General features: G+C 46.7%; 9 protein-coding genes and 1 pseudogene. 9 read left to right on the forward strand and 1 reads right to left on the reverse strand.

Annotated features, from left to right (window positions below; translation table 11 throughout):
- The first annotated feature begins 1 nt into the window (after nucleotide 1).
- The 9 genes from VMW78_03375 to fdhF all read left to right on the forward strand — a co-directional run bounded on the left by VMW78_03375 (nucleotide 2) and on the right by fdhF (nucleotide 12,404).
- Nucleotides 2–583 (forward strand): 4Fe-4S dicluster domain-containing protein, encoded by a 582-nt coding sequence (locus VMW78_03375; protein ID HUV50048.1) that lies wholly within the window; start codon nucleotides 2–4, stop codon nucleotides 581–583.
- A gap of 4 nt (nucleotides 584–587) precedes the next feature.
- Entirely contained in the window at nucleotides 588–1,007 is a 420-nt protein-coding gene (locus tag VMW78_03380; GenBank protein ID HUV50049.1) for a hydrogenase iron-sulfur subunit, read from the forward strand.
- A gap of 3 nt (nucleotides 1,008–1,010) precedes the next feature.
- The gene (locus tag VMW78_03385; GenBank protein HUV50050.1) at nucleotides 1,011–1,679 is read left to right on the forward strand and encodes a methylenetetrahydrofolate reductase C-terminal domain-containing protein; all 669 of its coding nucleotides are present in this window, start codon (nucleotides 1,011–1,013) and stop codon (nucleotides 1,677–1,679) included.
- Nucleotides 1,676–2,605 carry a methylenetetrahydrofolate reductase gene (locus tag VMW78_03390; GenBank protein ID HUV50051.1) on the forward strand — a complete coding sequence of 310 codons (930 nt, stop codon included), beginning with the start codon at nucleotides 1,676–1,678 and terminating at the stop codon, nucleotides 2,603–2,605. Before VMW78_03385 ends, VMW78_03390 begins: the two co-directional genes overlap by 4 nt.
- Nucleotides 2,606–2,707: 102 nt before the next feature.
- Nucleotides 2,708–3,664, forward strand: a complete 957-nt coding sequence (locus VMW78_03395) for an acetyl-CoA decarbonylase/synthase complex subunit delta (GenBank protein ID HUV50052.1) — start codon at nucleotides 2,708–2,710, stop codon at nucleotides 3,662–3,664.
- 2 nt (nucleotides 3,665–3,666) lie between these two features.
- Nucleotides 3,667–5,871 (forward strand): acetyl-CoA decarbonylase/synthase complex subunit alpha/beta, encoded by a 2,205-nt coding sequence (gene acsB / locus VMW78_03400; GenBank protein HUV50053.1) that lies wholly within the window; start codon nucleotides 3,667–3,669, stop codon nucleotides 5,869–5,871.
- Between the two features lie 86 nt (nucleotides 5,872–5,957).
- A complete protein-coding gene (gene acsC / locus VMW78_03405; protein ID HUV50054.1) occupies nucleotides 5,958–7,304 on the forward strand; it encodes an acetyl-CoA decarbonylase/synthase complex subunit gamma in 1,347 nt (448 codons plus the stop codon).
- A 75-nt stretch (nucleotides 7,305–7,379) separates the two neighbouring features.
- Nucleotides 7,380–8,264, forward strand: coding sequence for a dihydropteroate synthase (locus tag VMW78_03410; GenBank protein ID HUV50055.1), 885 nt, complete (start codon nucleotides 7,380–7,382; stop codon nucleotides 8,262–8,264).
- Nucleotides 8,265–8,294: 30 nt separating this feature from the next.
- A complete protein-coding gene (gene fdhF, locus VMW78_03415) occupies nucleotides 8,295–12,404 on the forward strand; it encodes a formate dehydrogenase subunit alpha (GenBank protein HUV50056.1) in 4,110 nt (1,369 codons plus the stop codon).
- A 5-nt stretch (nucleotides 12,405–12,409) separates the two neighbouring features.
- Here fdhF and VMW78_03420 read toward each other — a convergent pair.
- A pseudogene (locus tag VMW78_03420) lies at nucleotides 12,410–12,517 on the reverse strand (tyrosine-type recombinase/integrase).
- Nucleotides 12,518–12,617: the final 100 nt, after the last annotated feature.

A 12,617-nucleotide genomic window follows, 5' to 3' on the forward strand; every position in this document is an offset into this window, starting at 1 on the left:
TATGGCAATAGACAGAGATGATTTAGAACCTCGGTTCAAATTTGAAGTAGCGGAACTTCCGGAAGGTAAACATGTCAAGGGATGCTATGCGTGCGGCAGTTGTACGGGCACTTGTCCTGTCAGCCAGGTAATCCCTGAATTCGATCCGCGAAAGATCCTTCATATGATCATGCTTGGTTTGAAAAATCGTCTCCTTTCATCCGATTTGATCTGGTATTGCACAGGATGCCAAACCTGTGAGTTTGTGTGTCCGCAGGATGTGAACTTCAGCAATGCGATCAAGGCGCTGAGGAGCATGGCTTTGCGTGACGGCTATGTGGATACGGCCACCCTGAGTAAAATGGGAAAGCTGGCCGTTGTAAACGAGAAATACTGTGCAGGTTGCCTGACTTGTGTGAGAGTATGCCCGTTCAAAGCGCCTTATATGGAAAAAGGAAGCGGGCTTGCTCATATTGAGCCGGTAAAATGTGTGGCGTGCGGAATATGTGTGGCCGAATGTCCTGCCGGGGCTATTGAACTGAAAACATCTGAAGACGTAAGGCAGTTTGCCTCATGTGAATTTTTGCTCTCAAGGGAACTATGATAATATGACTAATTCAAATGAACCGGATATTGTGGCTTTTTGTTGCCATTATACCGCCTATGCATGCTCACAGGATTTGCGGAACTTACCTCGATTGGGGTTTCCGGAGAACGTGAGGCTGGAAATTCTGCCCTGCAGCGGCAGGATCAGCATAATCCGTTTGTTAAAAGCATTTGAACAAGGCGCGGACGGAATTTACGTTGCCGGATGCAAGGATGATACCTGTCACAATATAAGAGGAAGCCGGGTTGCAAAAAAAAGGGTTGATTACGCAAAAGATGTTTTTGACCAACTTAATATAGAACCTGAACGGATAGAGATGTTTATGATTTCTCGCGAGCCGAATCGCGGATTTATTGAAGTAGCCAAAGAAATGACCATGCGTATCAAAAAGTTGGGACCAAGTCCTTTAAAGGGGAAATAGAATATGATTGTCGGACAGAGAAAACCGATTCAGGAAATTTTCGAAATGTTGAAAGGAATTAAAAAGATCCTGATCCTTGGATGCGGTGGATGCGTTACGGTCTGTTCTGCCGGAGGAGAAAAGGAGGTTGAAATTCTTGCTTCAATCCTTCGGATCAATAGCAAAAAAACGGGGGAACCGGTTGAAACAAAAGAAAAGACTCTTGCCCGGCAGTGCGATATGGAATATCTGGAAGAATTAAAAGATGAGGTTGACAAATATGACGCTGTCCTTTCCATGGCCTGCGGTGTGGGGGTGAACTTTATGGCTGACATCTATCCAAAAACCATTATTCTTCCGGCTTTAAACACCAGCTTTATGGGTGTTTCAGATGAGCAGGGGGTATGGTCGGAACGGTGTGCGGGCTGCGGAAACTGTGTTCTTGATAAGACCGGCGGTTTGTGTCCTGTTGCACGCTGTTCAAAGCGTTTGTTTAACGGCCCATGCGGAGGATCGCAGAACGGGAAGTGTGAAATTAATGCTGATATTGCCTGTGTCTGGCAATTAATATATGATCGCTTAAAGGGGTTGAATCAATTGGAGAAGCTGCAAGAGATATTTCCCATGAAGGATTGGTCGAGCAGCCTGCACGGAGGTCCCAGAAAAATCGTCCGGGAGGATCTAAAACTATGAGTTCAGCAAGCAATTTGAAAAAGGTGTTGACATCCGGACAGTTTGCCGTAACAGCGGAACTGGGTCCCCCAAAAAATGCAGATGCAGAAGTTATTCGCGCAAAGGCAAAGTTGCTTTCAGGCTGCGCTGACGCGGTAAATATTACCGACTGTCAAACCGCCATTGTCCGGATGTCGAGTATAGCGGCATCTGTTGTCTTGATGCAGGAAGGTCTGGAGCCGATAACCCAGATGACGTGCAGAGACAGGAATCGTATCGCCATTCAGAGCGATCTCCTGGGCGCTGCAGCACTGGGTCTGAAAAATTTACTCTGTCTTACAGGGGATCATCAAAAATTCGGAAATCATCCTAATTCTACCGGCGTCTTTGATATGGATTCGATCCAGCTTTTGCAGATGGTAAGGATGATGCGCGACGAAAAGGTCTTTCAGTGTGGAGAGGAAATCAAAGGGAAAGAACCGAACTTTCTCCTGGGAGCTGCAGCCAATCCCTTTGCAGATCCGTTTGAGTTTCGAGCCCTTCGTCTGGCAAAAAAAATTGCGGCAGGCGCTCAGTTTATTCAGACGCAGATTGTTTATAACATCGATAAATTTGCCGCGTGGATGAAAGCGGTCAGAGATCTTGGACTCCATAAAAAATGTTACATTTTGGCCGGGGTTACACCTCCAAAGTCGATTGGAATGGCCAGATACATGAAAGACAATGTACCTGGCCTGGATATTCCCGACAATGTGATAGCTCGCCTCCAGGGGGCTAAAGATGCCAAAAAGGACGTGCAGGAAGAAGGGATCAATATTTGTGTAGATATTATTAACAAGGTAAAAGAGATAGAAGGTGTGGCCGGTGTACATATCATGGCAATAGAATGGGAGAGCGCCATACCAGAGATCACGAAGCGAGCCGGCCTGCTTCCGAGACCAAGATGATAAAGCGTGGGGTGCCTGACAAGCGCGTTCCTTAACTTTAGGCACTTTAGCTCACTTTAGGCACCTTAGCTCACTTAACTTAGATATAAGGGGGTATATAAATTGTCCATAGAAATACCAAGGGTTGCTTATGCCGGAAAGATAAAAGAGATCCCGTTGGGATGTGAAGGGAATACCATAACAGTAGGTGGCGAGTCATGCTATCCGTTTCATCTGTTCGAAGGGGCTATGACGCATGCTCCTAAAATAGCGATGGAGGTGTATGACAGGGCGCCTGTGGATTGGCCCGATATAGTGCTGGAACCGTTTGCCGATGTTGCAGATGATCCTGTGGCATGGGCTCGAAAATGTGTCGATACTTATGGGGCTGAAATGATAGCGCTGCAACTGGCAAGCACTGATCCGAATGCTGAGGACATACCGGCTGACGAGGCCGCCGCGATTACAAAAAAAGTCGCTGATGCGGTGGATGTTCCTTTGATTGTTTTTGGAAGTTCAAATGTGGATAAAGATACCGAGGTATTAAGGGCGGTTTGCGAGGCGTGTGAGGGGAAAAACCTGATTATAGGCCCTCTATCGGAAGGAAACTATCGGGCGATCGGAGCCACGGCAATCGGTTATAAACATACTGTTATGGCTTCAACACCAATCGACATAAACCTGGCAAAGCAGCTCAATATCCTTTTGGGAAACTTGAACGTTCCTGACGATAAGATCATTATTGATCCGACGACCGGCGCTCTTGGATACGGGCTTGAGTATTGTTACAGCGTAATGGAACGAATCCGAATGGCCGCGCTTGTTCAGAACGACGAAAGACTCCAGTTCCCCATCATTGCCAATTTTGCAAAAGAGGTATGGAAGACAAAAGAGGTAAAAATGAGTGAAATGGAAGCTCCGCTTTTAGGAGATCAAAAAAAGAGAGGTATATTGATGGAGGCCTTAACGGCTCAGTGCGTACTCCTTGCCGGTGCTGATATTCTGGTAATGAGGCACCCTGAAGCTGTTAATTTAGTAAAAGAATCGATTAGAGATTTGATGATCAGAGGAGAGGGCTAATAGTGTCTAAGATAATTTGTTCCGCAGCTATTCGAGGCGCTCACAAGATCGTGGGTACGGCAGAGGCAAAGTGCGAGGTGGCATTAAAAAAGTGGGGGCCTGATCAAGAGATCGGATTTCCGAATACCACCTATTATCTTCCGATTATCTACGGGATACTCGGTATTCCAGTAAAGACACTGGGGGATGCAAAGCAGGTGCTTGACAAGTGCAAGGAACTTCTTCCAGCACAGGTAAGCGATAATGTATGGCTCCCCTATCTGGCGCCTGCATTGGAAGCCGGCATGGCTACGTTTTTCGCGGAAGAGATCATTGAGGCGATAAGATATTTGGAAGAACCAGATTATTATACACAGGGAGAGGACCCGCTTTCTGATAATATATGGCTGGGGGCTGCCGATGACGTTATCATGCGAAAACGTGGTGTGGAATTTGTTGACGGGACAGCTCCGGGGTTTGCCGCTATATTGGGCGCTGCGCCTACCCCTGAGATTGCGGCAAAAATAGCAATAGAGCTTCAAGAAAAGAATCTGTATGTCTTTATGTGTTCGGATCACGAAGGAAAGACCATGTCCGAGCAACTGGTAGAGGCCGGCGTTCAGATAGGCTGGCCTACCCGTCTGGTCTCTTTTGGACCGAGCTATACCGCGGCCGTGTTTGCAATGGGGTTTGCGACACGCGCCGCCATGTCATTCGGCGGGGTCAAGCCCGGAGATTTTGCAGCAAACTTACGTTATAATAAAGACAGGATTTTTGCCTTTGCAATGCCGCTTGGAACCGTGACGGATGAATGGTATGCCAATGCAGCCGGAGCCATCAACTGGGGCTTCCCCACCATAGCCGACACACCTATTCCTGAGATCCTGCCGACCGGGATATGCACCTATGAACATGTGGTCAGCAACGTGCCGCATGATCAGATAGTCGCCAGGGCAATTGAAGTTCGGGGGTTAAAGGTAGCTATAACCAAGGTGGATATCCCCATGTCCTATGGGCCTGCTTTTGAGGGAGAACGTATCAGAAAGGACGATCTCTACTTTGAATGCGGCGGGGGGAGAACACTTGGAGTAGAGCTGACTATCTCTAAGAATATGTCGGAAGTTGAGGACGGAAAAATTGAAATGATCGGTCCTGACCTGGATCAGATTAAAGAGGGGGACAAACTCCCCTTTGCGGCACTGATCGAAGTAGCGGGTCGGCAGATGAAGCCGGAATTTGAGCCGATCTTAGAACGCCAGCTCCATCACCTGATTAACTATGTCCAGGGTATAATGCATATCGGACAGAGAAATATTATGTGGATACGGGTAGGAAAGGCGGCTGTTGAAAAAGGATTTTTACTCAAACATTTAGGCAAGGTAATACATGCTAAATACCATCAGGACTTTGGGAATATTATCGATAAGGTGCAGATAAAGATTTACACGGATGAAGAAAGAGTCAAAGAAGTCCTGGAAATGGCAAACAGGCTGTATAAAGAAAGAGATAGTCGGGTTGAGAATATGACCGACGAAACAGAAGAGACCTTCTATTCATGTACCCTGTGTCAGTCATTTGCCCCGAGCCATGTCTGCGTAATTACGCCGGAACGAACAGGGATGTGCGGCGCTTACAACTGGCTCGACTGCAAGGTCTCTTATGAAATCAACCCTACAGGCCCAAATCAACCGATCAAAAAGGGAGAATGTACCAATCCGATAACTGGCCAGTGGAAAGGAATCAACGATTTTGTATTCAATGCCTCGCGCCAACAAATTGAGCAGGTAAGCGCTTACAGCTTGATGGAGTCACCGATGACTGCGTGTGGGTGCTTTGAGTGCGTGGCGACAATCCTTCCCCTGTGCAATGGCATTATGATAGTAAACAGGAATTTTATGGGCATGACACCCTGCGGCATGAAATTTACTACCCTGGCCGGAATGGTGGGCGGCGGAAACCAGACACCCGGTTTTTTAGGAGTAAGCAAACATTACATTTGCAGCAGAAAATTTCTCAAGGCCGAAGGAGGCTTAAAGCGTGTGGTATGGTTGCCTAAAATGTTAAAAGAGGAGATCGCCGAACGGATAAAACCGATATGCGAAGAAATGGGGATTCCAAATTTCCCTGAGATGATAGCCGATGAAACAATCGGAACCACGGAAGAGGAGATCCTTCCGTTTCTCGAAGAAAAAGGGCATCCGGCTCTTACCATGGATCCGTTGATGTAGAGGGATTGAGGGATTGTTGTTTAATAATCTGTGGAAATATGCGAAATCTATGGATGAATTCAGGAATTTAGGGGGAAAGAATAATTATGGGACTTTCGGGAATAGAGATATTTAAAAAACTACCAAAGACAAATTGCGGCAAGTGTGGGGTTCCTACCTGCCTGGCTTTTGCCATGAAATTGGCTACGGGTAAGGCTGAACTTGACGCGTGCCCGGATTTGTCTGAAGATATGAAAGAAGAACTCGGGGAGGCCTCGGCTCCTCCTGTAAGAACAGTGGTTATCGGTATTGGTGAACGCGCGGTAAAACTGGGCGGGGAAACAGTTCTGTTCCGTCACGAGAAGCGGTTTGAAAATCCCCCTGCATTTACCCTTCTCCTTTCGGACAAGATGGATAAGGCTGAAATTTCGGCTAAACTAACCAAGTTTAAAGAAACCACCTATGAACGCGTCGGCATTGTGCTGCGGCCTGCAATGGTTGCCGTTAAAGGAGAATCCAAAGATACCGCCTTATTTATGGCATTGGTTGAAAAGGTCTGTAATGATACAGATGCGGCGCTTGTGCTGATGAACGAAGATACAGATGCGCTTTCACAGGCTGCCAAAACCTGTTCAAACAGAAAGCCGCTCCTTTATGCCGCTACCAGGGAAAATGTGGAAACACTGGGAAACCTTGCCAGGGAACTTTCATGTCCGTTAGCGGTTAAAGGAAATAGCCTGGAGGAGCTGGCAGAACTCTCTGAAAAACTGATCAAAATGGGGCTTAAGGATCTGATTCTTGATTCAGGGGCAAGAACCGCGGGAAAGTCCCTGGAAGATCAGATTATTATCCGAAGATCAGCATTGATGAAAAAATTTAAGCCCTTTGGATTTCCTACAATTGTCTTCCCGTGTGAAATGACCGACAACCCGATGAAAGAAGCGATGATCGCCTGTCAGATGGTTGTAAAATACGGCAGCATCATTATTCTCTCTGAAATAGAAGGCCACAGCATCTTCCCGCTTCTCCTTGCGAGTATGAATATCTTTACGGATCCGCAAAGGCCTATGGCCGTCGAACAAAAGATTTATGAGATCGGCGCTACAAATGAAAATTCACCTGTTCTTATTACAGGAAATTTTTCTCTTACCTATTTTATTGTTTCAGGTGAGATAGATGCAAGCCGTGTGCCGTCATATCTATTGATTAAGGACACAGAGGGCCTTTCGGTCTTAACCGCATGGGCTGCCGGCAAATTCGGAGCAGACACCATTGCGCCCTTTGTAAAGAAATGCGGTATTGAGGAGAAGGTCAAACATCGCAAATTGGTGATTCCGGGTTATCTTGCATCCATCAGCGGAGAGCTGGAAGAAGAGCTTCCGGGTTGGGAAATTCTCATCGGGCCGAGAGAGGCAAGCCATCTGCCTGCCTATTTGAAACAATGGAGCGCGTGAAAACAATTTTGAGTTTTTAATTCTTAATTTTAAATTAATTCAACATTCAACATTTAACATTGGAGCAAAGCGACTATGGTAATATGTGTTGCGGAAAATATTAATATTATGTCAAAGACGCTCGGGCCTGCAATGAAGGAGAAAAATGCCGGTCCGATTCAGGATATGGCAAGGGCTCTGACTAAAAACAGCGCTGACTATCTTGATCTGAATATCGGACCTGCCAGAAAGGGCGGCGATGAGCTGATGGATTGGCTGGTTAAGACGGTTAAGGAAGTAACCGATCTTCCTCTTTCACTTGATACAACTAATCCGGTTGCCATGGAAGCAGGATTAAAGGCGAACATAAAAGGGAAATCATTGATAAACTCTGTTTCGCTTCAGCCTGAGCGATTGGAAAAAGGGCTTCCCATGATAATTAAGTATAATGCGGACGCGATAGGACTTCTGTGGGGAAAAGATGGAATGCCGCGGGATGCCGATGAGCGGGCTGCTATGGCAGTCGATTTTATTTACCAGGCAAATGAGGCGGAAATTTCCACCTCAAACATCTGGATCGATCCGATTGCAACGCCGATATGCGTTGATGTAAATCAGGTTTTGTCTGGTCTGGAATTCATGAGCATGTTGGGTGAAATAGCGCCTGAAGCCAAATCGATTGTAGGGCTTTCAAATGTTTCCAACGGCGCTCCGGAAAATCTCCGTCCATATCTGAATCGCGCCTATTTAATGATGCTTATGAAATATGATATTTATTCCGCAATTGTCGATGGATTTGACAATGAACTGCTCGCGATTGCCGGAGGTAAAAGGCCTGAACATGTTAAATTAGTGCATGACATAATGGACGGAAACGAACCTGACCCTGCATCCCTGGGACAAACCGAATTGGAATATTACAAAACCACACGTGTTCTCATGGGTAAGGTTCTGTATTCACATTCGTGGTTAACCACTTAGGATTGATGATTGTCAATCAACAATCACAAAATGGCTAAGTTAGAAATAAAAATTGATGGCCGGACGTTATGGGTTGATCTTGGCACAATAATATTGGATGCCGCACTCAAGGCTGGAATTTTTATCCCAACGCTGTGTTATATGCCCGGCAAAGACAACGAGCACCCTTGCGGAATATGTGTTGTCGAAGTCGATGGAAGAGAAGAATTGGTTCATGCCTGTTCCACCCTTGTGGAAGGCGGCATGGTGGTAACTTCTCAAAGCGATCGGGTTATAAAAGCAAGACAAGATGTTTTAGAACGGATGCTGTCGCGACATTATGGCGATTGTATTGCACCCTGTTCTCTGACATGTCCAGCCGGTATTAACATTCAGGGTTATCTCAATAGAATTGCAAAGGGTGAGTTTACAGAAGCCCTGAAACTTATCAAAGAGAAGAATCCCCTTCCTCTTTCCGTTGGAAGGGTCTGCCCACATTTTTGTGAAACTCGATGCCGCCGTATCCTGGTGGACGAATGCCTCTCTATTAATCATCTAAAGCGATTTGTGGCGGATTTTTCTATCTATCACAAAGAAACGCGTGCTTTGCCTCCTCTCCCATCTTCCGGACACAGTGTTGCGGTGATCGGTGGTGGGCCTGCCGGGCTCTCCGCTGCTTATTATACGGCCCATATGGGGCATGAGGTAACTATATTCGAGGCAATGCCTCAATTAGGCGGAATGCTTCGTTATGGGATTCCGGAATTTCGTCTTCCCAGAAAGATCGTTAACAAAGAGATAGAGGATATACTCAGAGCAGGTGTTCGCCCACAAACCGGAAAGAGGCTGGGAGTTGACTTTACCATTAAGAGCCTTAAGGAGGATGGTTTTAAGGCTATTTTTATCGGTATCGGCGCCTGGCAGAATGAACAGTTGGGTATCGATGGAGAGAACATTGAAGGGGTTATTTCAGGTATTGATTTTCTCAAGAGTATAAGCCTTGGACAGATGCCGTCCATAGGCCAGAGGGTAGCCGTGATCGGAGGGGTTGACATAGCCGTAGATACGGCCAGGACATGTGTAAGGATGGACCTGGATGAAGTTGTCGTCATATATCAACGTTCGATGATGGAAATGCCGGCAAGCCATCGAGAAGTCATTGAAGCCGAAAAAGAGGGTGTCAAGTTTATATTTATGACAGGGGTTACAAAGATAAAGAAAGAGAAAGATTTTCTCAGGCTTGAAACAGTCCGTATGAAGTTGAGTCAGCCGGATAAGAGTGGAAAGCGCTGGCCGATTCCTGATCCGGGATCCGAAGAGACCTGTGAAGTAGATAATGTGATTGTAGCGACCGGACAGACCCCTGATCTTTCCTGGATGGAGATGTTGGATGAAGGGGTGAAACCGCATGTCCTTCCCGGGGGAACTATTGTTGCCGTTCCTCAAACGCTTCAGACTTCGGAGAAGGGAGTCTTTGCAGGAGGTGACGTGGTACGCGGCCCAAGAACGGTTATCCAGGCAATCAATGGGGGAAGAAAGGCGGCCAGATCAATCGATATATATCTTAGAAAAAAACCCTTATACCATCCCAAACGGCAGATCAATTTCACAAAAGGTAAAAAGTTCGAAGATATTGATCTGCATAACTTTGAAGGTATTCCGATCGGCCTGGGAGAAAAGATGCCTGTAAGGGCGCCGGAAAGACGCGTCCGGGATTTTGATGAGATCGAATTGGGATTTACTGAGGAGACCGCGTTTCGGGAATCGAAACGATGCTTGCAGTGTGGATGCGCAGCTCTTTCTAAATGTAAATTGCGTGAATTATCCATAGAATATGGGGTGAGGTTTCCTGTGTCCGAAATGCTGCGTAGGCGCCAGTACGGAATCGACAGCCATCATCCTTTTATTATTATTGATCCGAACAAGTGTATATTCTGCCAGCGTTGCAAGAATAGCTGTGAATATGGTGCATTGGAATTAGAGGGGACCGGGTTTGACGAAAACGGATTCCCCGAACGCATTGCCATTATAATTAACGACAGGTGCGTTTCTTGCGGCGCTTGCGTGGATAACTGTCCAGCCGGCGCTCTGACAAAAAAATCGGTCGACTTTCCTGTTGTCCCCGGTGAAATCAAAAAAGTCAAAACAGTCTGCCCGTTCTGCGGTTGCGGATGTACCATTGACTTGAACATGAAAGGAAACTCAATTGTTGAAGTAACCGCTGATCCTGAAGATGGCCCCAATTTTGGGAATCTCTGTGTAAAGGGGAGATTTGGAAATGAATTTGTTCGTCATCCGGATCGGTTAAAAAAACCGCTTATCCGAAAAAGGGGATATTTTTGGGAGGCAAGCTGGGAAGATGTGATCTCTCATGTCGCCCAAAAGTTTTTGGAAATAAGGGATAATGATCCTGACAGCTTGGCTGGTTTGAGTTCGGCGAAGTGCACCAATGAGGAAAATTATCTTATGCAGAAATTTATGCGCGCAGTGGTTGGCACCAACAATGTGGACCACTGTGCGCGGCTCTGTCACGCGTCTACAGTGGCCGGTTTAGCCCAGTCTTTTGGGAGCGGGGCAATGACCAACCCGATAGCCGATTTTAAAAAGGCTGATGTAATCCTCCTTACAGGGAGCAATCCCACTGAAAATCACCCCGTCATAGCCCTTGGGATGATAAAGGCCATACAGGAAAACGGAACAAAACTGATTGTGGTCGATCCCCGGGAGATAGAAATGGTGCAGTATGCTGAAATCTGGCTCCGTCCAAAGCCTGGTACGGATGTGGTCTGGTTAAACGGAATGATGCATGTAATTATAGATGAAGAACTGTATGATATCTCTTATGTGGCAGACAAAACAGAAAACTTTATGGCCTTGAAAGAGACGGTAATGCGATACAACCCGGAATTTGTTGAATTGATCACCGGTATACCGTCTGAAGATTTGAGAAAGGCCGCACGTCTTTATGCCAAAGCCGGAAGAGGGTCTATTGCATATGCCATGGGCATCACCCAGCACGCATTTGGCACTGACAATGTTAAATCGATTGCCAATCTCGCCATGTTGTGTGGAAACGTTGGAATCGAAGGGGGCGGGGTTAACCCGCTGCGAGGTCAAAACAATGTGCAGGGGGCCTGCGATATGGGCGCCCTTCCAGATGTACTCCCTGGTTACCAGTCTGTTTCCGACCAGGAGATCGTCGGAAAATTCGAAGATGCCTGGGGCAAGAAACTTCCGCCAAAACCAGGCATGGCTGTAACAGACATGTGGTCTGCCATTCTGGAAGGAAAGATAAAAGGGATGTACATCATGGGAGAAAATCCCGTTGTGAGCGATCCCAACTCAAAAGATGTAGAAGCGGCTCTGAAAAAATTAGATTTTCTGGTGGTTCAGGATATCTTTATGACAGAAACGGCAAAACTGGCCAATGTGGTCCTTCCTGCTACCAGTTTTGCTGAAAAAGAGGGTACTTTTACCAATACGGAAAGGCGAGTCCAACGGGTGAGGCAGGGATTAGCCCCCTTGGGGGATTCCAGACCTGATTGGAAGATAATCTGCAGCCTGTCTGAAAAGATGGGAATGCCTATGAATTACAATGATCCTGAAGAGATCATGGAGGAAATCGCCTGTCTTGTGCCGATTTACGGTGGAATTCACTATGAACGTCTCAACAAGAATAGTCTCCAGTGGCCATGCCCGAACCGGGAACATCCGGGCACTCCGTATCTGCATAAAGGTAGTTTTACCCGTGGAAAAGGATTGTTTCAATCCGTGGAATTCATCCTCTCGGATGAACTTCCAAATGAAGAATATCCTTTTCTTCTTTCAACAGGAAGAGTCCTTTACCATTACAACAGCGGCACCATGACCCGCAAGGTCGAGGGGCTTAACTCGATTTCTCCCGAAGCAATCACGGAGATTAATCCGTTAGATGCGGAAAAAAAGGGGATAGCAGACGGCAGTATGGTTAAAATAACATCACGGCGAGGAGAGATTACCACTCGCGCCTGCCTTACCAGGAAAAGCCCGGAGGGAATTGTCTTTATTCCGTTTCATTTTGGGGAAGCGGCGGCCAATATTTTGACCAGCGACACCCTCGACCCGGTATCTCGAATACCGGGATTCAAGGTCTGTGCGGTCAGGGTGGAATTAGTAGTCTGACTCTTAATCGTGTGTGTATAAATCATTGTGGCTCGCACATCGCTATGCCCCAATATTTGTTGAATCGTCCGAACGTCGTAATTGGCCTGCAAGAGGTGACGTGCAAAACCGTGACAATTTGCCAATTCCCCCTTACCCCTGTTTGAATAGCTTTATTTTTGACATCGACAAGCTCCGGTGTTTTGAGAATCTCCGACAGTCTGATACCCGTTA

It is taken from the genome of Anaerolineae bacterium, assembly GCA_035529315.1.
Lineage (GTDB): Bacteria > Desulfobacterota > Desulfobacteria > Desulfobacterales > ETH-SRB1 > Desulfaltia.

Excerpts from the sequence above, each read along its gene's own strand:
- VMW78_03375 (HUV50048.1), top strand. The coding sequence starts at position 2 with ATGGCAATAGACAGAGATGATTTAGAACCTCGGTTCAAATTTGAAGTA.
- VMW78_03380 (HUV50049.1), top strand. The coding sequence starts at position 588 with ATGACTAATTCAAATGAACCGGATATTGTGGCTTTTTGTTGCCATTAT.
- VMW78_03385 (HUV50050.1), top strand. The coding sequence starts at position 1,011 with ATGATTGTCGGACAGAGAAAACCGATTCAGGAAATTTTCGAAATGTTG.
- VMW78_03390 (HUV50051.1), top strand. The coding sequence starts at position 1,676 with ATGAGTTCAGCAAGCAATTTGAAAAAGGTGTTGACATCCGGACAGTTT.
- acsC (HUV50054.1), top strand. The coding sequence starts at position 5,958 with ATGGGACTTTCGGGAATAGAGATATTTAAAAAACTACCAAAGACAAAT.
- VMW78_03410 (HUV50055.1), top strand. The coding sequence starts at position 7,380 with ATGGTAATATGTGTTGCGGAAAATATTAATATTATGTCAAAGACGCTC.
- fdhF (HUV50056.1), top strand. The coding sequence starts at position 8,295 with ATGGCTAAGTTAGAAATAAAAATTGATGGCCGGACGTTATGGGTTGAT.